The sequence below is a fragment of the Methylobacterium symbioticum genome (assembly GCF_902141845.1).
Taxonomy (GTDB): Bacteria; Pseudomonadota; Alphaproteobacteria; order Rhizobiales; family Beijerinckiaceae; genus Methylobacterium; species Methylobacterium symbioticum.
Map to the genome: position 1 here is coordinate 1 of NZ_CABFPH010000077.1, position 24,951 is coordinate 24,951.

The window sequence follows — 24,951 nt, forward strand, 5'->3', positions numbered from 1 at the left end:
CCGGCAGGCCCTGCCGGGGCGGGACCTGCCACGGGTCCACCTTGTCCAGGAATGGCTCGCCGGCCGCCTCAACGGCGTCCGCCCGGCCCCCGCGACGAGGCCGCACCCGGCGGCCAGCACGGCGCGGCGGGTCGGGGCGCGGGATCGGAGGAGGGCGGGCGCGTCGGTCGGCAGGGCGAGCTCCTGTCGCTGGATGGTTTCTCAGGGCTTTACCATGCCGGGGCCTGAACCGCCGGTTAAGGATCCGGCCCCGCACTTGCGTGGGCGGCGCGAAGGCGGCATCCCGTCGCGCGGAATGGGCCGCCTCCGACGGGCTTCTCCCAACCGCGACCTCAATCCTGAGGTGCTTGCGCGAAGCGGAAGCCTCGAAGGAGCCCTCCAGATGTCTCCGAGATCCCTGGAGGGCTCCTTCGAGGGCCGCTGTCGCGGCCACCTCAGGATGCGGTGGCGGATGGGATGCCGGACGGGCGCGCGCACCGCGTGGAAATCGACGAAGCCGTGAGGACCGACGGATGAGCCTATCGGGGGACAATCGGCGCAGCCTGACGACGGTGGTGCTGGCGGCGGGCAAGGGCACGCGGATGCGCTCGGCCCTGCCGAAGGTGCTGCACCGGCTCGCCGGGCGGAGCATGCTCGGCCACGTGCTGGCCGCCGCGCAGGAGGCGGGCGCCGATCACATCGCCGTGGTGGTCGAGCCCGGCCGCGCCGACGTCGCCGCCGAGATCGCCCGCGAGGCCCCCGGCGCCCGGATCTTCGGGCAGGCCGAGCGGCTCGGCCCCGCGCCTGCCGTGCTCTGCGCCCGCGAGGCCCTGGGAGCGGGCGGCGACGTGGTGGTGGCCTTCGGCGGCACGCCGCTGATCACCGGCGCCACCCTCGCCCGCCTGCGCGCGCCCCTGCGCGACGGCGCCATGGTGGCGGTGCTCGCCTTCGAGAGCGCGGATCCGTCCGGCTACGGCCGCGTGCTCACCGAGGGCGGCCGCGTCCTGGCGATCCGCGAGGAGAAGGATGCGAGCGCCGCCGAGCGGCAGGTGCGGCTGTGCAATGCCGGGCTGATGGCGCTCTCGGGCGCGCACGCCCTCGACCTCCTCACCCGGATCGGCAACGACAACGCGGCGGGCGAGTACTACCTGCCGGACGCCGTGGCGCTCGCCGTCGCCGACGGCTACGCCGTGGCGATGGTGCCGGTGGCCGAGGAGGAGGCGCACGGCGTCAACGACCGCGTGCAGCTCAGCCTGGCCGAGGCGGTGATCCAGGGCCGCCTGCGCCGCGCCGCCCTGCTCGGCGGCGCGACCCTGGTGGCGCCCGACACCGTTTTCCTGAGCTACGACACGGTGTTGGGCCAGGACGTTCTCGTGGAGCCTCATGTCGTCTTCGACACCGGCGTCACGGTCGGCGACGGCTGCGTGGTCCACGCCTTCGCCCATCTCAAGGACGTGCGGCTGGAGGAGGCGGTCAGCATCGGGCCGTTCGTGCGCCTGCGCGGCGGGGCGGTGCTGGAGGCGGGCGCCGCAATCGGCAACTTCGTCGAGATGAAGAACGCCCGGCTCGGGCCCGGCGCCAAGGCCGCCCACCTGACCTATCTCGGCGATGCCGAGGTCGGCGCGAAGGCGAATATCGGTGCGGGCACCATCACCTGCAACTATGACGGCGTGAACAAGCACCGCACCACCATCGGCGCGGGCGCCTTCATCGGCTCGAACTCGGCCCTCGTCGCTCCCGTCACGGTGGGGGCGGGCGCCTATGTCGCCTCGGGCTCAGTCATCACCGACGACGTGCCGGAGGGGGCGCTCGCCATCGCCCGCGGGCGGCAGGCGGTGCGGACGGGCTGGGCCGAGACGAAGCGCGCCGCGCTGCTCGCTGCAAAGGCTGAGCAGAAGAAAGATTAACCATCGCAAGCGGGTGAAGCGCGCGCCTCAAGTCTTCGTTGAGGTAGGCGGGCCAAGCCTGTCCGCGGGGGGCCGTGCCGCACCCGGCTACGTACCCGCAGGGACTGCCCCTGCCGGTCCCGTTCCGGTACAACCATGGCTGTCCGGCGGCGCGCTGCCGGACCCGAATTCCTGTGGCCTGCGCCCGCCGCGGCGCGCGCGGCCGGACGCTTTCCGAGAGGGCTTGGCGCCATGTGCGGCATCGTAGGCATCGTCGGGCGCGACGCGGTCGCGGACCAGATGATCGAGGCTCTGCGCCGCCTCGAATACCGCGGCTACGATTCGGCCGGCATCGCCACCCTGGAGGGGGGCCGGCTGGAGCGCCGCCGGGCGCAGGGCAAGCTCGCCAACCTGCAGGCCAAGCTCGTCGAGTCCCCGCTGGCGGGCTCCACCGGCATCGGCCATACCCGTTGGGCGACGCACGGCCGCCCGAACGAGACCAACGCCCATCCCCATGCCACGGCGCGGCTCGCGGTGGTCCATAACGGCATCATCGAGAACTTTCGCGAGCTGAAGCAGGAGCTCCAGGCCGACAGCGTCGTGTTCGAGACCGAGACGGACACCGAGGTCGTGGCCCAGCTCGTCAGCCGCAACATGGACCGCGGGCAGAAGCCCGTGGAGGCGGTGGCCGCCGCGCTGCCGCGCCTGCGCGGCGCCTTCGCGCTGGGCTTCCTGTTCGCAGGCGAGGACGGGCTCTTGATCGGCGCCCGCCACGGCGCCCCCCTCGCCATCGGCTTCGGCGAGGGCGAGACCTATCTCGGCTCCGACGCGCTGGCGCTCGCCCCCTTCACCGACGCGCTCACCTATCTGGAGGAGGGCGACTGGGCGATCCTCACCCGGGACGGCGCCGAGATCCGCGACGCGGAGGGCCGCGTGGTGGAGCGGCCGCGCCAGCGGATCGCCACCCAGGCCTACCGCATCGACAAGGGCAACCACCGCCACTTCATGGCCAAGGAGATCCACGAGCAGCCGGAGGTGGTGGGCCGAACCCTGGCCCACTACGTCGACATGGCGGGCGGCCGGGTCGCGCTGCCCGAGGCCCTGCCCTTCGACTTCGCCAAGCTCTCGCGGCTCTCGATCACCGCCTGCGGCACCGCCTATTATGCGGGGCTCGTCGCCCGCTACTGGTTCGAGAGCCTGGCGCGGCTGCCCGTCGACATCGACGTCGCCTCCGAGACCCGTTACCGCGAGGCGCCCCTGGAGGCGGACGGGCTCACCCTCGTCATCTCGCAATCGGGCGAGACGGCGGACACCCTGGCGAGCCTGCGCTACGCCAGGAGCCAAGGCCAGCACACGCTCAGCATCGTCAACGTGCCGACCTCGACCATCGCCCGCGAATCCTCGGCCATGCTGCCGACGCTGGCCGGGCCGGAGATCGGGGTGGCCTCCACCAAGGCCTTCTCCTGCCAGCTCACCGTGCTCCTCTGCCTCGCGATCCATGCGGGGCGGGCGCGCGGCGTGCTCGACCCGGCCCGCGAGCGGGCGCTCATCGACGCGCTGATCACCGTGCCGGGCCTGATGGCCGAGGCGCTGACCCGGGAGGGCGAGATCGAGGGGCTCGCCCGCGAGGTCTCCAAGGCGCGCGACGTGCTCTATCTCGGCCGCGGCACCAGCTACCCGATGGCGCTGGAGGGCGCTCTGAAGCTGAAGGAGATCTCCTACATCCACGCCGAGGGCTACGCCGCGGGCGAATTGAAGCACGGCCCGATCGCGCTCATCGACGAGAGCGTGCCGGTGATCGTGATCGCGCCCCATGACGGCGTGTTCGAGAAGACCGTGTCGAACATGCAGGAGGTGGCCGCCCGGGGCGGGCGCATCGTGCTGATCGGCGACGCGCAAGGGGCGGCCGAGCACGGGCTCGACACGCTGGCGACCGTGACCATGCCGGATCTCGACCCGGTGGTCGCCCCGATCGTCTACGCGGTGCCGATCCAGCAGCTCGCCTACCACACCGCCGTCTTCATGGGGAAAGACGTCGATCAGCCGCGCAACCTCGCCAAGTCCGTCACCGTGGAGTGAGGACCGCCGCGCAGCGCCGCTGTTCGGCGCCGCTGCGCAGGACGACGAGGCGGCCGTCGAAGCGCCGGATCCTCTCCAAGTTCCGGGCACGGCGGTCGCGGTTCCAGGTACAGACGAAGCGCAGGAAGGCCGGATCCCATCGCTCGGGACAGCCCGCCGCCATGTCGGGCCGCACGCGCCCGTGGCTCGTCAGGATGCGGCGCACGACCCGCGGCACGATCAGCCAGGTCGGCAGGTCGAGATAGATCAGCGTATCGGCGGCCCGCAGGCGCGGCTCGAGCGTGGCGGTGTAGTTGCCGTCGATGATCCAGCGGGGTTGGGCGGCGAGCCGTTCCACCTCGGCCCGGAACGCGTCCTCCTCCGCGGGCTGCCAGCCGGGGCGATGGTAGGCCTGGTCGAGATGGAAGACGGGCAGATCGTGCCGAGCCCCGATCTGGCGCGCCAGGGTCGACTTCCCACTGCCGGGCGGCCCCATCACGATCACCCGCTGCAGGGGCGCTCCGGGATGGACGCTCTCCGGCCTGGACGCTCCGGGTCGTGTCATGGGTCGGGCTCGGAACACTTCATGGGCGCCGGGATGGATCGCTCGCCGGCGCATCGACCAGCCCTGCCGCGAGGGCGATCCAGACGAGATGCGCGTCCGTGCGGGCGCCGAGCTTGGACCGGATCAGCGACAGGGTGTTGTGGACCGTCTTCGGGCTCAGGCACAGCGCCTCCGCCACGGCCTGCACCGTCGCGCCCGCGGCCGTGAGGCCCAGGATCTCGACCTCCCGCGGGCTCAAGCCGTCGAGGGCCGCGCGCCCGCCCGCGATCTCGTCCTGGGCGATCGCCCGCGCGATATCGGGGCTCATCGCCCGCTCGCCCCGCAGCACGCCCGCCACCGCGTCGAGGAGGTCGCGCGGCGGGCTCGCCTTGCTGACATAGCCGCCTGCCCCCGCTGCGAAGGCCTGCCGCGCCACCGCCGCGGCGGTCCGCATGCTGAAGACCAGGATGCGGGCCGCCCCGTCCCACTGGCGGATGTGGCGGATCGCCTCGATGCCGCTCGGACCGGGCAGCGAGAGGTCGAGGATCACGAGGTCCGGCGCGTGCGCCCTGTAGAGGCGATAGGCCTCGGCCGCGCTCGCGCCCTCCGCCACGACGCTCCAGCCGGGCTGCCGCTCCAGCAGGCGGCGGTAGCCCTCGCGCACCACGGGATGGTCGTCGATGAGGAGGAGGCCGGGCATGATCGCGTCAGCCCGCCGTCGGGATGGCGGCGCAGGCGCGGATCCCGCTGCCGGTCCCGGTGAGCGACAGGCTGCCACCGAGCGCGGCAACCCGGGCCCGGACGCCGGTGAGGCCGCGGCCCGGCTCGGCCAGAGCGCGGACGGCATCGCCCCCGCCGTCGTCGTCCACGGTCAGGGTCGCGACCTGCCTGCCCTCCGGGGCGCGCTCCAGACGCAAGAAGACACGGCTCGGCCGGCCGTGGCGCAGCGCGTTGGTCAGGAGTTCCTGCGCCACCCGATAGAGGCTCGACGCGGCGTCGCGCGGCAATCCGGCGAGATCGCCCGCGACATCGAGATGGAGCGAAGGGTTGGCCCCGGCATGCGCCTGCCAATCCGCGACGAGCCCCTGCAAGGCCGCCGCCAGCCCGATCTCGGCGAGATCGGGCAGTTCGAGCCGCGCCAGGGCGCCGCGCAGGCTCTCGCGCATGGTGGCGACGACCGCCTCGATGCCCTGAGCGTCCGCGCGCAGATCCGCGCGATCCTCCGGCGCGGCGGCCTCGATCGACGCGGCACGCGCGCCGACCGCCGCGAGGCATTGGCCGAACGCGTCGTGCAGGTCGCGGGCCAGCGCCTCCCGCTCCTCCTCCTGAACCGCGACGAGACGCTGCATGAGGCCCGCCCGCGCGGCCTCGGCGCGGCTCAGCCGCTCGGCCAGCCCGTCGCAGGCGGCGGCGATCCGGTCGAACTCGACGGCGGCGAAGCGGGGCCGGGGCCGGCGCACCGCGTCCGCGCCGAGAGTCTCCAGGCCCCGCACGATCCGGGCCGCCGGTGCGACGAGGCGGGCGGCGGCGAGCCAGCCGAGAAGCGCCGTCGTCGTGGCGAGCGCGATGGCCAGACCGCCCGCGAGGCGCATCTGGTGCCACGCGCCGGAAGCGGCGGCTGCGGGATCGGGCCAGGCCGCGACGGTGCCGATGATCCGGTCGCGATAGACGATGTCGCGCAGCGCCGGGGGCGTGCCCGCATCCCGCGCCAGCAGGGAGCGCAGCCAGCCCGGCGCCGCGTCGAGCCCATCCCAGTCGCCGCAATGGCGGCGGGCGGCCTCCGCCGCGAGGCGGATCTCGGCGCAGATCCCGGGCAGCAGCGTGAGGATCGCCGGGGCAGGCTGCGGCGCGGTCGCGGCCGGCGCGGCCGGTCCGGCACTGCCGAGGCCCGGCTGACGTGCGTACTGCGCCGCGATCCGCGCCGCCGAGACCTCGGCCTCGGTCCGCAGGCTCGCCCGCGCCTCCCACAGGCTCCAGGCCATCGCGCCCCCGCAGCAGAGCAGGGCGACGGCGAGGAGGCGGAGGCCGAGATGCGCGGGCAGGCTCATGGCAAGGTCAGGGATGGATCGCCGGGCTCGGAGCGAGGCCCGACTTGGCACCGGGAGCGCTGCCCTGGGCAAGCCGTCGGACGCGAGGTCGGGAAGAATGCCCGAGCGCGTGCGGGACAGCTTCCCTGGCCCGCCGACGGGTCAGCCATCATGATGGCGGCGTCCGCATCGTCCGGAGCCCGAGATGGCGCCCTCGCTCACCCGCCGCGGCCTGCTGGCCGCCTCCGCCCTGCTGCCGCTCGGCCTTCGCCGGGAAGCCGCCGGAGCCGCCACGGAGGCACGCGACCGGGTCGGCGCCTTCACGGTGACGCCGCTGCGCGACGGCCTGTTCCCGCTGGAGCCGAGCATGATCCCGGCGGCCGACAGCGCGGAGGGCCGCTCCCTCCTGCAGGCTGCCGGCCTTCCGCCGGGGGGCCCGTCGCCCGAGCCGGTCAACGCCTTCCTGATCCGCCGCGGCGCGCGGTGCTGGCTGCTCGATGCCGGCTGCGGCACGGTGCTGGGCCCGGGCTTCAACCGGGTGACGGCCGCGCTCGCGGCGGAAGGCGTGCGCCCGGATCAGGTCGAGACGATCTGGCTGACGCATCTGCATGCCGACCATGCCGGCGGCCTGATCACGCCGAGCGGGCTCGCGCGCTTCCCGAATGCCGAACTCGTGCTCCAGGAGGCGGAGGCGGCGCATTGGTCGAGTGCGGGCGCACGGGCGAGAGCGCCCGCGGCCCTGGTCCCCTTCTTCGACACGGCGCAGGCGGTGCTCGCCGCCTATGACGACCGGCTGCGCCGGGTCTCCGGCGAGGCGGAACTCGCGCCGGGCGTGCATGCCGTGCCGCTGCCCGGCCACACGCCGGGCCATATGGGCGTGCTCGTCGCCGACGGATCGGAGCGGCTGCTGATCTGGGGCGACGTCGTCCACGCGCGCCTCCTCCAGCTGCCGCATCCGGACTGGACGGTGATCTGGGACGCGGATCCGGCCCAGGCCGTCGCGACGCGTGGACGGATCCTCGACAGGGCCGCAGCGGAGGGGCCGCGTGTCGCCGGCATGCACATGGACATCCGGGGCACGGTTCAGCGCGCGGGACCTGGATATCGGCTGGTGCCGTGACGCGATGATGGGCGGGCGCGGTCGGAGCGGGCGCGGGCTCGGCGAGCTGGCCCGGCCGGACCGCTCGAGGCGCGGCACCGCCATCACTCCAGCGTGCGGGCAAGCGCCCTGCTTGCGCTGGATCAAGGCCCAGGCGCGCCCCGCCCGGCATCGTGAGATCCGCAAATCCAAGCGGGAGAACGCGATGTCGACGGTCGTGACCTACATTGCCAGGACGCGCGTGCGGACGGTGCAGGCCGTCGGGCCGGCGGCCGTGCCGCCCATCGGGAGCGCCCGGCGCCCCGACCTCGGCAGCCTGCAGGCGCTGGCGCTCGCCATCGCCTCCGCGATCCTGACGACCGGGGCGATGGCGCTCGCCCACTGACGGGCCTTTGCGCTGGATCAAGGCCGGCGCGGCTCCGGTCCGCCAGCATCCCCGGACCGCTTCGCCGGCCTCCGCCTTCCGCGGGGGACCGGCGCGAGCACCTTCGCGGAGGCGGTTATGAGCTATGCCAACATCCTGGTCTCGGTCGATCTCGGCGCCGGAGCCGCCGAGCGGATCCGCCTCGCCGCGGATCTGGCGGAGCGGTTCGGGGCAACCCTCACGGGGGCCGCGGCCCACAAGGTGCCGCCCCCGATCCTCGTGCAGGACCTTGAGGACGCCCGGCTCCAGGACGAAGCGAACACGCGCAAGGTCCGCGCCGTGCTGGAGCAGGCCCGAGCCCTGTTCGCCGGGGCGGCCGGGGCGGCGCGCAGCGACTGGCTCGACGCGCTCGCCGGACCGATCACCCATCTCGTGGCGCTGGCCCGCGCCGCCGACCTCGTGGTGCTGGGCCGGCGCGGGCCCGACGACGCGGAGCCGGGCCCCCTCGGCGTGCCGCCGGGACCGATCCTGATGGAGTCGGGCCGGCCCGTGCTGGTGGTGCCCCCGGGCCTCGACCGCGTGAGGGCCGAGCGCGTGGTCGTGGCCTGGAAGGACGGGCCCGAGGCGCGCCGGGCGGTCTCGGCGGCGTTGCCGTTCCTGCGCGCGGCGGACACGGTCCGGATCGCCAGCGCGGGCGATGCGGCCTGCGACGAGGGCGCCGAGGCGGTGGCGGCCCACCTCATCCGGCACGGCGCGCGGGCGACCACCCATCTCGCCCGCTCGGGCCCGAGCGACGGCGAGGCGCTGATGCGGTTCGCCGCCGACGCGGAGGCCGACCTGATCGTCATGGGCGCCTACGGGCATTCGCGCCTGCGCGAATGGATGTTCGGCGGCGTCACCCGCGACCTCCTCCAGCGCAGCCCCGTCTGCTGCCTGATGAGCCACTGACCCCGGGACCGGACCTTTTCGGGTGTCGGGAGGGATCATCCCTCTCGCGGGTCCGGGCGGAGCCCGGCGGCGCCCGCCGGGGCCTTGCCCCGACACCCCACCAAAGGGATGATCCCTTCGGACTCCCGGACGTCGACAGACCCGCCCGGCCTTGAGGCGGGCAAGCACAGCCGCTACCTCTCCGCTGTCGGCCTGAAGGCCGTCGGCCGGACAAGGGCAGCCGTGGCCCCACCCATCACGCCGATCCCGGAGATCGATCCCGGCAACCCGCGCAAGCGCGTGAGCGCGCGCGGCCGGCTGCGGACCTACTTCCTCACCGGCATCATCGTGGCGGGCCCGCTCGCGATCACCGCCTATCTGACTTGGTGGTTCATCGCGCTGATCGATTCCTGGGTGAAGCCGCTGGTGCCGGCGAGCTACCTGCCGGACCATTACCTGCCCTTCTCGATCCCCGGCCTCGGCCTCGTCATCGCCTTCCTCGCGGTGACGCTGCTCGGCTTCCTCACGGCCAACCTCGTCGGCCGCTCGGTGATCGAGTTCGGCGAGGTGCTGCTCGCCCGCACCCCGGTGATCTCGGGGCTCTATCGCGGCCTGCGCCAGATCTTCGAGACGCTGTTCTCGGCCAACGGCTCGTCCTTCCGCACGGTCGGGCTGGTGGAGTTCCCGGTGAAGGGGACGTGGTCGGTGGTCTTCCTCTCGGCGCCCGCGGCGCCCGAGGTGCAGGAGGCGCTGCCGAAGGGGGCGGGCGATGGAACCGGCCACGACTATGTCGGCGTGTTCCTGCCCTGCGCGCCGAACCCGACCACGGGGTTCTTCTTCTACCTGCCGCGCAGCGCGATCATCGAGGTGGGGATCAGCGTCGAGGACGCGGCCAAGCTGGTGATGTCGGCGGGCGTGATCCAGCCGGAGGATCCGCAGCGGGGGCTCCAGGCCATGGCCGCCACCCTACGGGCCGCGCAAGGCGATCAGGCGACGCGCCCGGAGGCCGAGCGCCAGGACGCGTGAGGGGATTCCAGAGGGATCATCCCTTCGGCAGGGTGTCGGGGTCCTGACCCGCATGTCCCAGGGCTCCGCCCTGGACCCGCGAGAGGGCTTGAGCCCTCTCGACACCCGGATCAGGAGGCGCTGGCGGTGATCACCGGGGCCTTGGCCACCGGAGCGGCGGGGGTGCCGCCCATCCAGCCCGTGCTGGTCTCGGCCGCGAGCAGCAGGGCCAGCGCCAGGGCGAGGCCGTTGGCCGCCAGGAAGAGCGGGCGCGCGGCGGAGCGCACCGTATCGGCCGCCGAGGGGGCGGCATCGGGGGTCTTGAGCGCGGCGCCGTCCGTGATCGGCAGCAGCCACGGCTCGTGCACGGTCCAGCCCTCGGAAGAACCCAGGCCTTGGAACGGTCCGTTGAGCATCGGCTTGCCCTCCGTCTTTTCGCTGTCGATCCCAGGCTGGGCCTGCGATCGTTCATCTTGAGTTAAGGTTGGAGCACGAACGCTGCAAGGGATAATGCCCGTTTCGCGCCTCCGGCACAAGCCGGAACATGAACGGCACCTGAACCACTGAGACGGCCGAACCGTTCCCCCTCTGGGATTTCAAACCTTCACGACACCGTGAGGACGTCGGCGCGGCGAAATCGGGGCAGGCCGGTCGAGGTGCCCCGAGCCGCCCGGAACCCCGTTCAGCCCGCCTCCAGCAGCCGGATCGCCGCGTCGCGCTCGAACAGGTAGAGCAGCACCCGCAGGGCCCGGCCGCGGGGCTCCCGCAGGGCGGGATCGCGCTCGACCACGAGGCGGGCGTCGTCGCGGGCCGCCTCGAGCAGGTCGCCGTCGCCCTCGAGGCGCGCGAGACGGAAGGCCGCGAGGCCCGACTGGCGGGTGCCGAGCACCTCGCCCTCGCCGCGGAGCTTCAGGTCGGCCTCGGCGATGCGGAAGCCGTCCTCGCTCTCGCGCATCATGGCGAGCCGGGCGCGGGAGACCTGGCCGAGCGGTCCCCGGTAGAGCAGCAGGCAGGAGGAGGCGGCCGAGCCTCGCCCGACCCGGCCGCGGAGCTGGTGGAGCTGGGCGAGGCCGAAGCGCTCGGCATGCTCGATCACCATGATGGTGGCTTCCGGCACGTCGACGCCGACCTCCACCACCGTGGTCGAGACGAGGAGCCGCGTCTCGCCGGCCGCGAAACGGGCCATGGCGGCGTCCTTGTCGGGCCCGGCCATCTTGCCGTGGATCAGCCCGACCGCGGCGCCGAAATACTTCTGCAGGTCCTCGAACCGGGCCTCCGCCGCGGCGAGGTCCACGAACTCGGATTCGGCCACCAGCGGGCAGATCCAGTAGGCGCGCTCGCCGCGCTCGAAGGCGCGAGCGAGCCCCGCCACCACCTCCTCGATGCGCTCGGCCGGCAGCGTCACCGTGCGGATCGGCTGGCGGCCGGCGGGCTTCTCGTCGAGGATCGAGACGTCCATGTCCCCGAAGAAGGTCAGCGCCAGCGTCCGCGGGATCGGCGTCGCGGTCATCACCAGGAAGTCCACCGCCTCGCCCTTGGCGCCGAGCGCGAGGCGCTGGTGCACGCCGAAGCGGTGCTGCTCGTCCACCACCGCGAGGCCGAGATCCTTGAACTGCACGCTCTCCTGGAACAGGGCGTGGGTGCCGACCAGGATGTCGATCTCGCCGGCGGCGAGGTCCCTCAAGGTGGCCTTCCGCTCGGCGGCCTTGTCGCGCCCCGTCATCAGGCGCAGGCGCAAGGGGCCGGCGAGCGGCGCCAGGCGCTCGTAATGCTGCCGGGCCAGGATCTCGGTCGGCGCCATCAGCGCGGCCTGGCGCCCGGCCTCCACCGCCGAGGCCATGGCGAGCAGCGCCACCGCGGTCTTGCCGGAGCCGACATCGCCCTGGAGCAGGCGCAGCATGCGCTGGCCGGAGCCGAGATCGCCGCGGATCTCGGCGAGGGCCCGCCGCTGCGCGCCCGTCAGTCCGAACGGCAGGCCGGCCTCGATGGCCGCGCTCAAGGCGCCGTCGCCCGCATTCACCCGGCCGGCCTTGCGGCGCTGGCGGGCGCGCAACAGCGCCAGCGCCAGCTGCGAGGCGAGGAGCTCGTCATAGGCGAGCCGGCGCCGGGCGGGCGTCGCGGGGGCGGGCTGCAGGGGGTCGGCCGGCTTCTGGGGCGCCTCGGCCGGGCGGTGCTCGGCCTTGAGCGCCTCGGCGAAGCTCGGCCAGCGGTTCCGCTGCATCCAGGCCTCGTCCTGCCACTCGGGCAGGACGGGCAGGCGGTCGAGGGCGGCCAGAGCCAGCTTGCCGATGGCGCGCGAGGTCAGCCCCTCGGTGGCACCGTAGATCGGCTCGACCGGGGGCAGGGCGGCCAGCCCCTCCGCATCCATGATGCGGGCCGGGTGGACCATCTGGCGGTGCCCGTCCCAGAGGTCGATCTTGCCCGAGACGTAGCGGTGGGCCCCCAGCGGCAGCATCTTCTCGATGCGGGGCGCGGGCATGCCGAAGAAGACCAGGGTGACGTCGCCGCTCGCATCCTCCACCAGCACCCGGTGCGGGCGGCGTCCGGCGCCGGGCTGGGGCGGGCGGTGGCCGACCACGGTGACGCCGAGCGTCACCGGCTCGCCCGGCGGCGCCTCGGCGATCGACCCTTTCAGCGCACGCGAGACGCCGCCCTGCGGCAGGTGGAACAGCAGGTCCACGACGCGGGCGGGCTGCTCCGGCGTGCCGAGCAGCCGCTCGATCAGCGGCGCCATCTTCGGCCCGACCCCCGGCAGCCCGCGCGCGGGCGCGAACAGGGCGTCGAGGATGCTGGGGCGTAAGGTCTCGGTGTCCGGATCGGTCATCGCGTGGGGCAGGGTAGGGGCCGGAGCCTTACTATCCGGTGGCCGCCCATTCGTCCCGCGCCCGCGCGTCGCGGGCGTCGAGAGGGATCATCCCTCTCGCGGGTCCAGGGCAGAGCCCTGGGACAAGGCCGGGGCTCCGCCCCGGCACCCCGCCCGAGGGACAAGTCCCTTGGGGATCCCTGGACTCACCCCAGCACCCGGATCGGGGCGCCGGCGAGCCAGGCCTCGATGTCCTCCACCGCTTCCGTGAAGTAGCTGCGGTAGTTGGCGGCGGTGACGTAGCCGAGATGGGGCAGGGCCAGCACGTTCGGCAGGCGCCGGAACGGGCTGTCGGCGGGGAGCGGCTCCTGCTCGAACACGTCGAGGCCCGCGAAGATCCGCCCCTCTTCCAGCGCGCGCAGCAGGGCGGGCTGGTCCACGAGGCCGGCCCGCGACGTGTTGATCAGGCGCGCGCCCGGCTTCATCCGGGCCAGATCCTCCGCGCCGACGAGGCCGCGCGTGCTCGGGGACAGGACGAGGTGGAGGGTGACGACGTCGCTCTGCGTGAACAGCGCCTCCTTCGAGGGGGCGAGCGCCACGCCCGCCGCCGCCGCGCGCTCCGCCGTGAGGTTCGGGCTCCAGGCGGAGACCGTCATGTCGAAGGCCCGGGCCACCTGCGCCACCTTCGTGCCGATCTTGCCGAGGCCGAGGATGCCGAGCCGGGCGCCCGCGAGGTCGGTGCCGACGCTGCCCTGCCAGGGGCCATTGGCACGCAAGGCCGCGTTCTCCGCAGCCACGTGGCGGGCAAGCCCGAGGATCAGCGCCCAGGTCAGTTCGGCCGGCGGGGCCGGATGGCTCGCCGTGCCGCAGACGGTGACGCCGTGGGCCTTGGCCGCCGCGAGGTCGATCGCGGCGTTGCGCGGGCCGCTGGTGACCAGAAGCCTCAGGTTCGGCAGCCGCGCGAAGAGATCCGCCGGGAAGGGCGTGCGCTCGCGCATGATCACCAGGATCTCGGCCTCACCGATCCGTGCGACGAGAGCGTCCCGGTCCGGGATGTGGTCGTGGACCGCCTCCACCGCGACACGGGGTGCGAGCCGCCCCCAATCGGCGAACTGCAGCGCGGCGTCCTGGAAGTCGTCGAGGATCAGGCAGGTGGTCACCGCGTCTCTCCGGCGGGCAGGGCGCCTTCCGTCACGAGCACCTCGTGGGCGGCCTTGAAGGCCTCGAGCCCGGCGGGGATCCCGCAATAGGCGGTGGCGTGCAGGAGCGCCGCCTTGATCTCCTCCACGCTGACGCCGTTCGTCAGCGCGCCCTTGACGTGGAGCTTCAGCTCGGCGGGCTTGCCGAGGGCGGTCAGCATGGCGAGGTTGAGGAGGGAGCGCGTCTTCCGGTCCAGCGTCGGGTCGCCCCAGGCCCAGCCCCAGGCCCAGCTGGTGGTGGCGCGCTGGAAGGCCATCATGAAGTCGTCGGCCCTGGCCATCGAGGCGTCGACATAGTCGGCGCCCAGCACCGCCCGCCGGATCGGCAGGCCTTTCTCGAACAGGGCCTCGTCGGACATGATGCGCCTCCCGGAATCTTCGTATCCGGCGAGGCGTATCATCACCGACGGATAGGCGCGACGCCCTCCCTCCCCCCTCTGCGGGGGAGGGTGGCCCCCGAAGGAGGTCGGGAGAGGGGAACCCGGTGTCCGGCACAAGCTGCACGTCGATGCCGAGCGCTGTCCTGAAGCGTCGCTCCCCTCTCCCGCCTCACTCCGTTCGGCACTCTCCCCCGCAGAGGGGGGAGGGAGGGCGGCTCACGCCGCCTTCTTCGCCTTCTTCGCGATGCCGGCGAGGCTGCGCAGAACCTCGGTGGCGGTCTTCAGGCGGGCCGGGATGGTGGTCAGCTCGCGGATGAAGACCACGCTCATGTCGGGGCGCACCTTGGCGAAGGAACCCTGCTCGGCCACCAGCGCGACGAGCCCCTGCGGGTTGGCGAAGCTGCGCTCGCGGAAATGGACCACGACCCCCTTCGGGCCGGCCTCCACCTTCTCGACATTGGCCGCCATGCAGAGGAGCTTGATCGTGCCGATCTTGAGGAGCTGCTCCACCTCCGGCGGCAGCGGGCCGAAGCGGTCGATCAGCTCGGCGCCGAAGCTCTCCATCTCGGCGTCGTTCTCGATGGTGGCGAGCCGCCGGTAGAGGGCGAGGCGCACGCCCAGATCCTCCACATAGGTCTCGGGGATGGTGACGGGGGCGCCGAGCGCGATGGTCGGCGACCACGCCTCCTCCGGCACGTCCTCGATGCCCGCCTTCAGCGCGGTGACCGCATCCTCCAGCATCTGCTGGTAGAGCTCGTAGCCGACCTCCTTGATGTGGCCGGACTGCGCGTCGCCCAGGAGGTTGCCGGCGCCGCGGATGTCGAGGTCGTGGGAGGCGAGCTGGAAGCCGGCGCCCAGCGTATCGAGGCTCTGGAGCACCTTGAGGCGCTGCTCGGCCTGGGCGGTGAGCTGGCGGTTGGCCGGCGTCGTGAACAGGGCGTAGGCGCGGGCCTTGGAGCGGCCGACGCGGCCGCGCAGCTGGTAGAGCTGGGCGAGGCCGAACATGTCGGCCCGGTGCACGATGAGCGTGTTGGCGGTGGGGATGTCGAGGCCCGATTCCACGATGGTGGTGGAGAGCAGGACGTCGAACTTGCCCTCGTAGAAGGCCGTCATCACGTCCTCGAGCTGGCCCGCCGCCATCTGGCCGTGGGCCACCGCGACCTTGATCTCGGGCATCTCCGTGTCGAGGAACTTCTTGACCTCCGCCAGATCCTCGATCCGGGGAACGACGTAGAAGGATTGGCCGCCGCGGTAGCGCTCGCGCAGCAGGGCCTCGCGGATGGTGAGCGGGTCGAAGGGCGTCACGAAGGTGCGCACCACGAGCCGGTCCACCGGGGGCGTGGCGATGATCGAGAGCTCGCGCACGCCGGTCATGGCGAGCTGGAGCGTGCGCGGGATCGGCGTCGCCGAGAGGGTCAGCACGTGGACGTCCGCCTGGAGCGCCTTCAGCCGCTCCTTGTGGGCCACGCCGAAATGCTGCTCCTCGTCCACGATGATCAGGCCGAGATCCTTGAAGGCGATGGTCTTGGCCAGAATCGCGTGGGTGCCGACCACGATGTCGACCGTGCCGTTCGCCAGCCCCGCCCGGGTCTGCTTCAGGTCGCCGGCCGAGACGAAGCGCGAGAGCTGGGCCACCTGCACGGGCAGGCCTTTGAAGCGCTCGGCGAAGGTGCGGTAGTGCTGGCGGGCGAGCAGGGTGGTGGGCACCACCACCGCCACCTGCTTGCCCGAGATCGCCGCGGCGAAGGCCGCGCGGAGCGCCACCTCGGTCTTGCCGAAGCCGACATCGCCGCAGACCAGCCGGTCCATCGGGCGGCCGGCATTGAGGTCGGTGAGCACCGCATCGATGGCGTTGGCCTGATCCTCGGTCTCGTCGAAGGGGAAGCGGGCGGCGAACTCGCCGTAGAGCCCGTCCGGCGGGTTGAGACGCGGCGCCTGGCGCACGAAGCGCTGGGCGGCGACCTTGATGAGCTCGCCCGCCATCTCGAGGATGCGGCGCTTCATCTTGGCCTTGCGGGCCTGCCAGGCGCCGCCGCCGAGGCGGTCGAGCGCCACCTCGGAATCCTCCGAGCCGTAGCGGGTCAGGAGCTCGATGTTCTCCACCGGCAGGAGCAGCAGGCCGCCGGTATATTGCAGCTCCAGGCAATCGTGGGGCGCGCCGGCCGCGGTGATGGTCTTCAGCCCCACGAAGCGGCCGATGCCGTGATCGGCATGGACCACGAGGTCGCCGGGCTGGAGCGCCTGCACCTCCAGGATCACGTCCTGGGGCCGCTTGGCCTTGCGCTTCTGGCGCACCAGCCGGTCGCCGAGGATGTCGCCCTCGGACACGACGGCGAGCTCGCCCGCGGTGAAGCCGGCCTCCAGGCCCCAGACGGCGACGGCGGCGTCCGCGCCGCGCTTCAGCGCGTAGATGTCGGTGAGCCGGGTGATCGCCACCGGCTTCTTCATGCCGTGGTCGGAGAGCACGCCGCAGAGCCGGTCGCGCGAGCCGTCGGACCACGCTCCCAGGATCACGTGATGCCCGGATCCCTGCAGGTCGCGGATATGGGCCACCGCCGCGTCGAAGACGCTGGCCGATTCAGCTTGGCGCTCGGGCGCGAAGTTGCGGCCGGCCTTGGCGCCGCAATCGATCACCGGGCGCGTGCCTTCGGCTTCCGAGAACGGGCTGAGCTGGGCGACGCGGGTCGTGGCGACGCGCTCCTTCCACTCGTTCGGGGTGAGGTGGAGGGCGCGCGGCGGCAGCGGCTTGTAGGGGGCGACGCCGGCCTGCGGGGTCTTGAGGGCGGATTCGCGCGCCTGGAAGTAGTCCTGCACCAGGGCGAGCCGCTCGGCCACCGCCTCCTCGACCTGCGGGTCGAAGACGAGGGGCACGCCCGGCACGTAGTCGAACAGGGTGTCGAGCTTGTCGTAGAACAGCGGCATCCAGTGCTCGAGGCCGCTGTAGCGCCGCCCCTCGCTCACGGTCTCGTACAGGCGGTCGTCGCGGGTGGCCGCGCCGAAGCTGGTGACGTAGCCCTGGCGGAAGCGCCGGATCGTCTCGGTGGTGAGCTGCACCTCGCTCATCGGCACGAGGTCGAGGGAGCGCAGTTGCCCCACCGTGCGCTGCGTCTCCGGATCGAAGGCGCGGATCGATTCGAGCGTGTCGCCGAAGAAGTCGAGGCGGATCGGGTTCGGGAGGCCGGGCGGCGACAGGTCGAGGATGCCGCCGCGCACCGCGTACTCGCCCGTGTCACGCACCGTCCCCGTGCGCAGAAAACCGTTGGCCTCGACCCAGGCCACCACCTTGTCCATCGAGACGACGTTGCCGATCGCCGCCGAGAAGGTCTCGACCGCGACGCGGTCGCGCGGCGGGACCCGCTGCACCAGGGCGTTCACGGTGGTGCAGAGGATGCGCGGCGCCTCTTCCGTCGAGCGCGCCCGGGTCAGGCGCGACAGCGCGGTCATGCGCTGGGCCGAGACGGCGGCGGTGGGGGAGGTGCGGTCGTAGGGCTGGCAGTCCCAGGCCGGCACGATCATCGCCTCGATCTCGGGGGCGACGAAGCGGAGCGCGTTGACGAAGGCGGTGGAGCGCCCGGAATCGCGCGCCACGTGGACCAGCACGGCCGGCCCCTCGAAGCCGCGGCTCAAGGCGCGGGCGAGGTCGGCCACCACCAGCGCGTCGAAGCCCTCCGGCACGCCGGCGAGCACCGGGCTGTCGCCCGCCTTCAGCGCGTCGAGCGCCTTGGTCAGAGGCGCCGATTTCGGCAGGGCGAAGCGGGCGGTCTGCGGCTTCGGGGCGGGGGCCGGCGGTTTGGGCTGGGGCTTGGCCATGGGTGTTTAAGGTCTGTCCGTTTCCGCGTCTCCCTCCCCCCTGTGCGGGGGGAGGGTGGCCCCTGCGTGAGCAGGGGTCGGGAGAGGGGTGCGACGATGCCGGAGAAGGCGACCGTCATACACCGCATCGACGTTTTCGGGAGCGGGGTTCCCCACTTCCGACCCGCTTCGCGGGCCACCCTCCCCCATCCCAAGTCGGGCAAGCGGATCTCGGGCAAGCCCGAGATCCGTGGGGGATGGTCGAGGTTCTCACATCAACCGTGGATCGGCGCGTCGTGCCGGTGGAACGCGGCGAGGCGGCGATAGACGCCGGTATCGTAGTTCTCCGGCACGGCCTCCTCGCCGGTGATCCAGCGGAACAGGTCGCGGTCGGGCAACTCGATCAGGGCCTCGAAGGCGTCGAGCTCGGCCTCGCTCAGGGTGCCGATCTCGGCATCGGCGAAGCGGCCCATGATCAGATCCATCTCGCGGATGCCCCGGTGCCAAGCGCGGTAGAGGGTGCGGCGGCGGCGCGGGTCGAGATCCGCGCTGGAGCGGGTGGTGCCGGACATGGGAGCTGATCCTCGAGCCTTCATGGACCCCTTGATGGGAGGGGATCCGGTGATCGCGGGATGTCCTGCATGTAAGCCCTGGCGCGTCCGCGGCCAACGCCCGCGTGCAGGGCGTGAGGCCGCAACCGGCGGCCTCCCCCGATCCCGTCGTCACCGGATCCAAGGATCCCGGAACGCGCGCAAGCCGAATCGGGTGCCGGCTCGGCGAGAGGGAGCGCGGCGCGACGACGGCCTCGGGCCTCTGTCACCCGCCCGCCCATCGGACTTCTATATGATACAAGACTGAAGCATTATAGGATGGCCCGAGGCGCCGCCACGAGCGCCCGATCCGGAGGAGACGAGCGATGAGCGAGACGCGGCCCGAATCCCTGCACCGGCGCGGCTTCCTGGCGGGGGTGGCGGTGGCCGGCCTCGGCGCGGCCCAGGCCCGGGCGGAGAGCCCGGCCCAAGGTCCGGCAACCCAGGCTCCGGCAGCCCCCGCCCCGGACAAGGCGAAGCTTCCCGGCTACGTCGCCTGGAAGGATGCCGACGCCCTCATCGTCCACTCGAACCAGACCATCGAGACGCGCCGCTCCGCCTTCGGCACGGGCCTGATCACCGACGAATCGGCCCTCTACATCCGCAACAACGTCAATCCGCCGCCCGAGTCCATCGTGGCCGACCGCGACGGCTGGCGGGTCGAGATCGCGGGCGTGGCACGCCCGGGCACCCTGACGGTGGGCGACCTGAAGCGCCTCGGGCTCACCACGGTGGCGACCGTGCTGCAATGCTCCGGCAACGGCCGCAAGTACTTCCAGGACCGGCTGCCGCCCGGCCAGAAGATCAGCGGCACCCCCTGGACGGTGGGCGCGGCGGGCTGCGTGCTCTGGACCGGCGTGCCCCTCAAGGCCGTGGTCGAGGCGATGGGCGGGCCCGCCTCGGGGGCGCGGTTCATCACCGGCACCGGCGGCGAGGAGATCCCGCCGGGCCTGAAGCCCAAGGACGTGATGGTGGAGCGCTCGGTGCCGCTCGCCGCCCTCGACACGGTGATCCTGGCCTGGGCCCTCAACGGCCGTCCGATCTCGCTGGCCCATGGCGGCCCCCTGCGCATGATCGTGCCGGGCTATTCCGGGGTGAACAACGTCAAGTACGTGAAGGCCGTGAGCCTCACCGAGGCCGAGACCGACGCCAAGATCCAGGCCGGCAGCTACCGCATGCACGCGGTCGGCGAGAAGGCGGCCCCGAGCCAGCCGCCGGTCTGGGAGCAGCCGGTGCGCTCCTGGATCACCGCGCCGCTGGAGGGAAGCAGGGCGGGCCGCGTCGTGGTCGCGGGCGTGGCCTTCGGCGGCGTCAACGCGGTCGCGGGCGTCGAGGTCTCGGTGGACGGGGGCGCCACCTGGCGCAAGGCCGAGCTGGTCGGGCCCGATCTCGGCCGCTTCGCCTGGCGGCAATTCGCCCTGCCGGCCGATCTCGGGCCGGGCACGCATGTGCTGGCGAGCCGCGCCACGGATTCGGCCGGCAACGTCCAGCCCGAGGAGGTGCCGGCCAATGGCGGCGGCTACAGCCATAACGGCTGGCGCGGCCCGGCGGTGACGCTGACGCTGGCCTAGAGGGAGGCTCGCCCATGCGCGTGTTCGCCTCCGCCGTCCTCATCCTGCTCGCCACGCCCGCCGCGGCGGCGGACGAAGCCGGCAAGACGGTCTTCCTCGACCAGGCGGAGCCGCGCTGCGGCGTCTGCCACACGCTGGCCGATGCCGGCACCACGGGGGAGGTCGGGCCGAATCTCGACCTGCTGAAGCCCGATGCCGGGCGGGTGAAGGCCGCCGTGACCAACGGCATCGGCGTGATGCCGGCCTTCGAGGATCTGAGCCCGGACCAGATCGAGGCGGTCGCCCGCTACGTCTCCGGCGCCGCCGGCAAAAAATAATCCGGGTTTCCAAAGGCCTCAGGCCTTTGGCGGGTCCAGGGCGGAGCCTTGGTCATCGAAGATCGGGGCTCTGCCCCGAGACCCCGCCAAAGGGATGATCCCTTTGGGATCCCGGACCTTAGCGCCGCGCCAGGGTCTGGGGGGCGTCGCCCTGAGCCGTGGCGCCGGTCGAGCCGGCGAAGGCGGCGCCGTCGCGGCCGAGCGCCCGGCCGTGGGCGTAGAGGGCCTGCATGTAGCGCTGGTCGAACGGGCCCGGCGAGACCGCCTTGAAGCGGCCGTCGATCTCGGCGACGTGCAGGTCGAGCCCCTCGCGGCGGGCGAAGGCGCCGGTCAGCGCCAGCGCGTCCTGAAGCTGCGCCTTGATCGCCGCCGACATGGCCCGCCCCAGCACCGAGAGCGTCGAGCGGCGCGCCATCTCGAAGCTCGGGCTCGTGCTGTTGTTGACCACCACGTAGATGCTGCGGGCCGGGATGCGCAGGAGCTGCGCGCCGGTCAGCGCCGCGGTCAGGGCCCGCTTCGGGGCGAGGTAGAATGGGGCCGTGGTGCCGCCGTCGGCGTGCAGCTCCTGGATGGTGCGGCCGTCGGGCAGGGTGGCGGAGACCTCCACCGGCGGGAACACCCCCGGCACCGCCGAGGAGGCGAGCACCACCGCTCGGAACAGGCCGAGCGCCCGCGGCTCGGCGCCCTTCCGCCCCGCGGCGGTCGCGATGGCGCCCCTGTCCCCCAGGACCGGGCGACCAGAATCGATCTCGGTGGTGGCCACCAGCAGGCGCCGGCCCTTGGCATGCTCGGCCGCGACCGCCTGGAGCAGCTCGGGCGTCACCGCCTTGTCGATGCGGCGCTTCAGCGGCCAGGTGTCGGTGAGCGCCACGTCCGAGCCGCCGAACTCGAACACGTCGGCGGCGGTGATGGTGGTGTAGGCCTCGCGCAAGGGGCCATCGCCCGCCCGGCCGACGAAGGCGAAGGGCGCGATCAGGGCGCCGGTGCTCACGCCCGTGATCACCCCGAAATCCGGCCGCGTGCCGGCCTCGCTCCAGCCGGCGAGGAGCCCGGCCGCGAAGGCGCCGTCCTCGCCGCCGCCCGAGAGCACGAGCCAGGGGTCGGACGCCGCCGGGGCCTCGTCGATGAGCGCCTGGAACGCGTTCGGGTCGTCGCCCGCGACACGCAGGGTCTGCGCGAGCCCGGCGGGCCGGGCGGCGGCGAGATCCGCGGCGGTGAAGGCCGCGCGCTCCGCGGGGCGGGACGCCGCCTTCGGCGCCTCCTTGGAGACCTGATGAGCCGTATTCGGCCCGGCGAAGGACAGGTTCGGCGCGGCCGTCGACAGGATGCAGGCCGCCGCCAGGGCGGCGATGGGCCGCCGCATCAGTCCGGACATGGCTCGATTCCCGTTTTCCGTTCACCCGCCTCGCCGGAAAAACGCCACGCCTATTGTCATGTTCCCCCCGATCGGCGCGGGCTGCTGCGCTGCGGTGCGCGCGCGCACCACGCGATCCGGCACAAGGCCCGGGTCCCCCGCACCAACGGACGGCTTTACCGCGGCCCGAGCCTTGCCATAACGGGGTCAGCATCCCGCCGGGACACAACGAGGAAACGCCCCATGAAACTGCCGCGCCGCTTCTTCCAGCCGCTCGCCACCGGCGCGCCGGCCCCGTTCCGCGAGCTTCCGGTCAAGCTCGAGCGGATGATCCACTTCGTGCCGCCGCATGTGGAGAAGGTCCGGGCCCGGGTGCCGGAGCTCGCCGGCACGGTCGACGTGGTGCTCGGCAACCTCGAGGACGCGGTGCCGATGGACCAGAAGGAGGCGGCGCGCAAAGGCTTCGTGCAGATGGCGCAGGCGACCGACTTCGCCGCCACCGGCACCGGCCTCTGGACCCGCATCAACGCGCTGAACAGCCCTTGGATTCTCGACGACCTGTTCGAGATCGTGGCCAACGTGGGCAACAAGCTCGACGTGGTGATGGTGCCGAAGGTCGAGGGCCCCTGGGACATCCACTACATCGACCAGCTGCTGGCCCAGCTCGAGGCGCGGCACGGCGTCACCAAGCCGATCCTCGTCCACGCCATCCTGGAGACGGCGGAGGGCGTGGCCAATGTCGATGCCATCGCCGCCGCCTCGCCCCGCATGCACGGGATGAGCCTCGGGCCGGCCGACCTCGCGGCCTCGCGGGGCATGAAGACCACCCGCGTCGGCGGCGGCCATCCCGAGTACCGGGTGATCGCGGATCCGGCGGGCGAGGCGGCGCGGGCGAGCGCCCAGCAGGATCTCTGGCACTACACCATCGCCAGGATGGTCGATGCCTGCATGGCCAACGGCATCAAGGCCTTCTACGGGCCGTTCGGCGACTTCGCGGACGGGGCGGCCTGCGAGGTCCAGTTCCGCAACGCCTTCCTGATGGGCTGCGCCGGCGCCTGGACGCTGCATCCGAGCCAGGTCGCCATCGCCAAGCGCGTCTTCGCGCCCGATCCGGACGAGGTCGCCTTCGCCGCCCGCATCGTCGCGGCGATGCCCGACGGGACCGGCGCGGTGATGCTCGACGGCAAGATGCAGGACGACGCCACCTGGAAGCAGGCCAAGGTCATCGTCGACCTCGCCCGGCTCGTCGCGGCCAAGGATCCGGAGCTTGCCGCCGTGTACAAGCTCGACTGAGCGCAGGTGCGGGCGCGCCCTCAGCCGGCGAGCCCGCATCCGGAGCCCGATGACAGCCGTGCGACTCGGGCCTATCTGTCGATCCATGACGGATCAGGACATGAAGACGGACCAGGCGGGGGCGGCCCCCGATGTCAGGGTCGCGAAATTCGGCATCGGGGCGGTGGTGCGGCACCGGATCTACCCGTTCCGCGGCATCGTGTTCGATGTCGACCCGGTCTTCGACAACACCGAGGAATGGTGGCTCGCCATCCCCGAGGCGGTGCGCCCGCGCAAGGACCAGCCCTTCTACCACCTGCTCGCCGAGAACGCGGAGACCGAGTACGTGGCCTATGTCTCGGAGCAGAACCTCCTGCCCGACACCTCGGGCGAGGCCCTGCGCCATGCCGGCATCCACGAGATGTTCGTGCGCGACGACCGCGGCATCTACCGGATGCGGGACCGCACTCCGAACTGACTTTTTGGACTTGGCCTCAGAGCATGAAAAAGGCCGGGCTTGGAGCCCGGCCTTTTTCATGTGAGACGCCCCCGCGCGGCGGGGGCGTCGCGCCGAATCAGGGCTTCGGCGCGGCGTTGGCGGACGGCGCGCCCGGGGCGGCGCCCTTCTCGGCCTCGAGCTTCTTGCGCATGTCCTCGGAGCGCTTCTCCAGCTCGGCCTGGAGCTTCTTCTGCTGCTCCTCGAGCACCTTCGGATCCATGGCCGGGCCGTCGAAGGCCTTGCCGAAGCCGGCCAGCGGCACCGCGAAGGTGACCTCGCGCTGGGTCTGGTTCTGCACCGAGACGTTCAGCGTGGTGCCCTTCTTCATCGCCGCGATCACGCCGGCATCGACGCCGCCGGCCTCGGCGAAGCAGCCGTTCGGGAAGCAGACCGCGAACTTGCCGGGCGTGCCCTGCTGGCCGTCCACGTTGAAGCGGATGCCCGGCTGCAGCAGCAGGCCGAGCGGCAGCAGGTAGCGCACCACGCGCACCTCCTGCTTCTGGGCGGCGTTCTTCATCTCGTAGACGGCGACCGCGAGGACCGGCTGGCCCTGGTCGGAGACGAAGTCGCGGGTGGTGTAGCAGATGTCGGTGCCCGAGCCCTGATCCTTGCCGCAGACCTTGGTCCAGTCGGCCTGGTTCGGCTCCGACTTCACGTTGATGATCTGCGGGCCGGTCTGGGCCTGCGCCGTCTGGTTGGTCGGCGCGGTGGGCGCGGGGGCGGCCGGAGCCGGGGCCGCGGCGGGCGCCGGCTTCTTGGGCTGGGCGAGCGCCGGCCCGGCGAGGCCCGCGAGCGCGAGGAAGGCGGCGGCGCTCACGAGCGCAGGGCTTTTGGCGAAGGACATCGGCTTCAGACCCCTCTGGGTTACCCTTGGTGCTTCTCGGTTCGTCGGGATGACGAGGAACATGACGCGGTCCCTGGCGGGCGGCGCCGCCCCGGGCGCTCCCCCCATAAGGGCGCGCTGCCGGGTTGGCGAGCCTCGGCCGGCGGCGCCGACGGACGGCGCCGGCCCCGGATGGGCTCTCGATTCCCCGCGGGCGACCGGGCGGCCTGCTTTCCCCTTGAATGAGGCGAAGACATGACACCGCTGCCGTGCGGGACGCGGCCGGCGCGCGCTCGTTAGCCCGACCTTAACCATGCCGGCCCATCGATGGGGCTCGGCAGCGGGTCCGCCGCGGCAGGGGGCTATCGGTGCAGGCGCTCGCCAGAGATCTCGCGAAGGAGCGGGCCGAAGACGGGGCCGGAGAGGGGGCCGCAGGCCTGGCCGGCGCGCGTCCGCCGCAGGCGC

21 protein-coding genes are annotated in these 24,951 nt (G+C 72.7%); 10 read left to right on the forward strand and 11 right to left on the reverse strand.

The features are described 5' to 3' along the window. Positions 1-512 precede the first annotated feature (512 nt). Positions 513-1,886 carry a bifunctional UDP-N-acetylglucosamine diphosphorylase/glucosamine-1-phosphate N-acetyltransferase GlmU gene (gene glmU / locus MET9862_RS20925; RefSeq protein WP_142584796.1) on the forward strand — a complete coding sequence of 458 codons (1,374 nt, stop codon included), beginning with the start codon at positions 513-515 and terminating at the stop codon, positions 1,884-1,886. Positions 1,887-2,117: 231 nt separating this feature from the next. Next, a complete protein-coding gene (gene glmS, locus MET9862_RS20930) occupies positions 2,118-3,944 on the forward strand; it encodes a glutamine--fructose-6-phosphate transaminase (isomerizing) (RefSeq protein WP_142584797.1) in 1,827 nt (608 codons plus the stop codon). Here glmS and MET9862_RS20935 read toward each other — a convergent pair. The 3 genes from MET9862_RS20935 to MET9862_RS20945 are packed head-to-tail and all read right to left on the reverse strand — an operon-like array spanning position 3,931 to position 6,515. Next, a complete protein-coding gene (locus MET9862_RS20935) occupies positions 3,931-4,488 on the reverse strand; it encodes a P-loop NTPase family protein (RefSeq protein WP_142584798.1) in 558 nt (185 codons plus the stop codon). The genes glmS and MET9862_RS20935 overlap by 14 nt on opposite strands. Before the next feature lie 19 nt (positions 4,489-4,507). Then, positions 4,508-5,167, reverse strand: coding sequence for a response regulator (locus tag MET9862_RS20940; protein ID WP_185156956.1), 660 nt, complete (start codon positions 5,165-5,167; stop codon positions 4,508-4,510). Between the two features lie 7 nt (positions 5,168-5,174). Beyond that, complete coding sequence (locus MET9862_RS20945; RefSeq protein WP_142584799.1) at positions 5,175-6,515, reverse strand: sensor histidine kinase; 1,341 nt, start codon at positions 6,513-6,515, stop codon at positions 5,175-5,177. 184 nt (positions 6,516-6,699) lie between these two features. On the opposite strand from MET9862_RS20945, the gene MET9862_RS20950 reads away from it, so the two are divergent. The 4 genes from MET9862_RS20950 to MET9862_RS20965 all read left to right on the forward strand — a co-directional run bounded on the left by MET9862_RS20950 (position 6,700) and on the right by MET9862_RS20965 (position 9,910). Beyond that, entirely contained in the window at positions 6,700-7,614 is a 915-nt protein-coding gene (locus MET9862_RS20950; protein ID WP_142584800.1) for an MBL fold metallo-hydrolase, read from the forward strand. A 184-nt stretch (positions 7,615-7,798) separates the two neighbouring features. After that, positions 7,799-7,978: a hypothetical protein gene (locus MET9862_RS20955; protein ID WP_142584801.1), complete on the forward strand. Its 180-nt coding sequence runs from the start codon at positions 7,799-7,801 to the stop codon at positions 7,976-7,978. A gap of 117 nt (positions 7,979-8,095) precedes the next feature. After that, a complete protein-coding gene (locus tag MET9862_RS20960) occupies positions 8,096-8,905 on the forward strand; it encodes a universal stress protein (protein ID WP_142584802.1) in 810 nt (269 codons plus the stop codon). 222 nt (positions 8,906-9,127) lie between these two features. Further along, entirely contained in the window at positions 9,128-9,910 is a 783-nt protein-coding gene (locus MET9862_RS20965; RefSeq protein WP_244612823.1) for a DUF502 domain-containing protein, read from the forward strand. A gap of 110 nt (positions 9,911-10,020) precedes the next feature. Here the strand turns inward: MET9862_RS20965 and MET9862_RS20970 are convergent, their stop codons facing one another. The 6 genes from MET9862_RS20970 to MET9862_RS20995 form a co-directional block, all read right to left on the reverse strand. Continuing rightward, positions 10,021-10,305, reverse strand: coding sequence for a hypothetical protein (locus MET9862_RS20970; RefSeq protein WP_142584804.1), 285 nt, complete (start codon positions 10,303-10,305; stop codon positions 10,021-10,023). Positions 10,306-10,571: 266 nt separating this feature from the next. Continuing rightward, positions 10,572-12,713: an ATP-dependent DNA helicase RecG gene (gene recG / locus MET9862_RS20975; protein ID WP_142584805.1), complete on the reverse strand. Its 2,142-nt coding sequence runs from the start codon at positions 12,711-12,713 to the stop codon at positions 10,572-10,574. 185 nt (positions 12,714-12,898) lie between these two features. Further along, entirely contained in the window at positions 12,899-13,852 is a 954-nt protein-coding gene (locus MET9862_RS20980) for a D-2-hydroxyacid dehydrogenase family protein (protein ID WP_142584806.1), read from the reverse strand. Continuing rightward, the gene (locus MET9862_RS20985; protein ID WP_142584807.1) at positions 13,849-14,250 is read right to left on the reverse strand and encodes a carboxymuconolactone decarboxylase family protein; all 402 of its coding nucleotides are present in this window, start codon (positions 14,248-14,250) and stop codon (positions 13,849-13,851) included. Before MET9862_RS20985 ends, MET9862_RS20980 begins: the two co-directional genes overlap by 4 nt. A 237-nt stretch (positions 14,251-14,487) precedes the next feature. Then, positions 14,488-18,081 carry a transcription-repair coupling factor gene (gene mfd, locus MET9862_RS20990; RefSeq protein ID WP_142584808.1) on the reverse strand — a complete coding sequence of 1,198 codons (3,594 nt, stop codon included), beginning with the start codon at positions 18,079-18,081 and terminating at the stop codon, positions 14,488-14,490. Between the two features lie 254 nt (positions 18,082-18,335). Next, positions 18,336-18,632 (reverse strand): FAD assembly factor SdhE, encoded by a 297-nt coding sequence (locus MET9862_RS20995; RefSeq protein WP_142584809.1) that lies wholly within the window; start codon positions 18,630-18,632, stop codon positions 18,336-18,338. A 344-nt stretch (positions 18,633-18,976) separates the two neighbouring features. Here MET9862_RS20995 and sorT point away from each other — a divergent pair, with 344 nt between their 5' ends. Then, on the forward strand, positions 18,977-20,221 hold the full coding sequence (sorT, locus tag MET9862_RS21000; RefSeq protein ID WP_142584810.1) for a SorT family sulfite dehydrogenase catalytic subunit: 1,245 nt from the start codon (positions 18,977-18,979) through the stop codon (positions 20,219-20,221). 14 nt (positions 20,222-20,235) lie between these two features. Further along, the gene (sorU, locus tag MET9862_RS21005; RefSeq protein WP_142584811.1) at positions 20,236-20,538 is read left to right on the forward strand and encodes a SorU family sulfite dehydrogenase c-type cytochrome subunit; all 303 of its coding nucleotides are present in this window, start codon (positions 20,236-20,238) and stop codon (positions 20,536-20,538) included. Between the two features lie 118 nt (positions 20,539-20,656). On the opposite strand, the gene MET9862_RS21010 is transcribed toward sorU, so the two are convergent. Further along, the gene (locus MET9862_RS21010; protein WP_142584812.1) at positions 20,657-21,913 is read right to left on the reverse strand and encodes a patatin-like phospholipase family protein; all 1,257 of its coding nucleotides are present in this window, start codon (positions 21,911-21,913) and stop codon (positions 20,657-20,659) included. Between the two features lie 222 nt (positions 21,914-22,135). Between MET9862_RS21010 and MET9862_RS21015 the strand changes: the two genes are divergently transcribed. Beyond that, a complete protein-coding gene (locus tag MET9862_RS21015) occupies positions 22,136-23,185 on the forward strand; it encodes an HpcH/HpaI aldolase/citrate lyase family protein (protein WP_142584813.1) in 1,050 nt (349 codons plus the stop codon). A 100-nt stretch (positions 23,186-23,285) separates the two neighbouring features. Further along, positions 23,286-23,642, forward strand: coding sequence for a heat shock protein HspQ (gene hspQ, locus MET9862_RS21020; RefSeq protein ID WP_142584814.1), 357 nt, complete (start codon positions 23,286-23,288; stop codon positions 23,640-23,642). Between the two features lie 97 nt (positions 23,643-23,739). Here the strand turns inward: hspQ and MET9862_RS21025 are convergent, their stop codons facing one another. Beyond that, positions 23,740-24,507 carry an invasion associated locus B family protein gene (locus MET9862_RS21025; protein WP_142584815.1) on the reverse strand — a complete coding sequence of 256 codons (768 nt, stop codon included), beginning with the start codon at positions 24,505-24,507 and terminating at the stop codon, positions 23,740-23,742. Positions 24,508-24,951 lie beyond the last annotated feature (444 nt).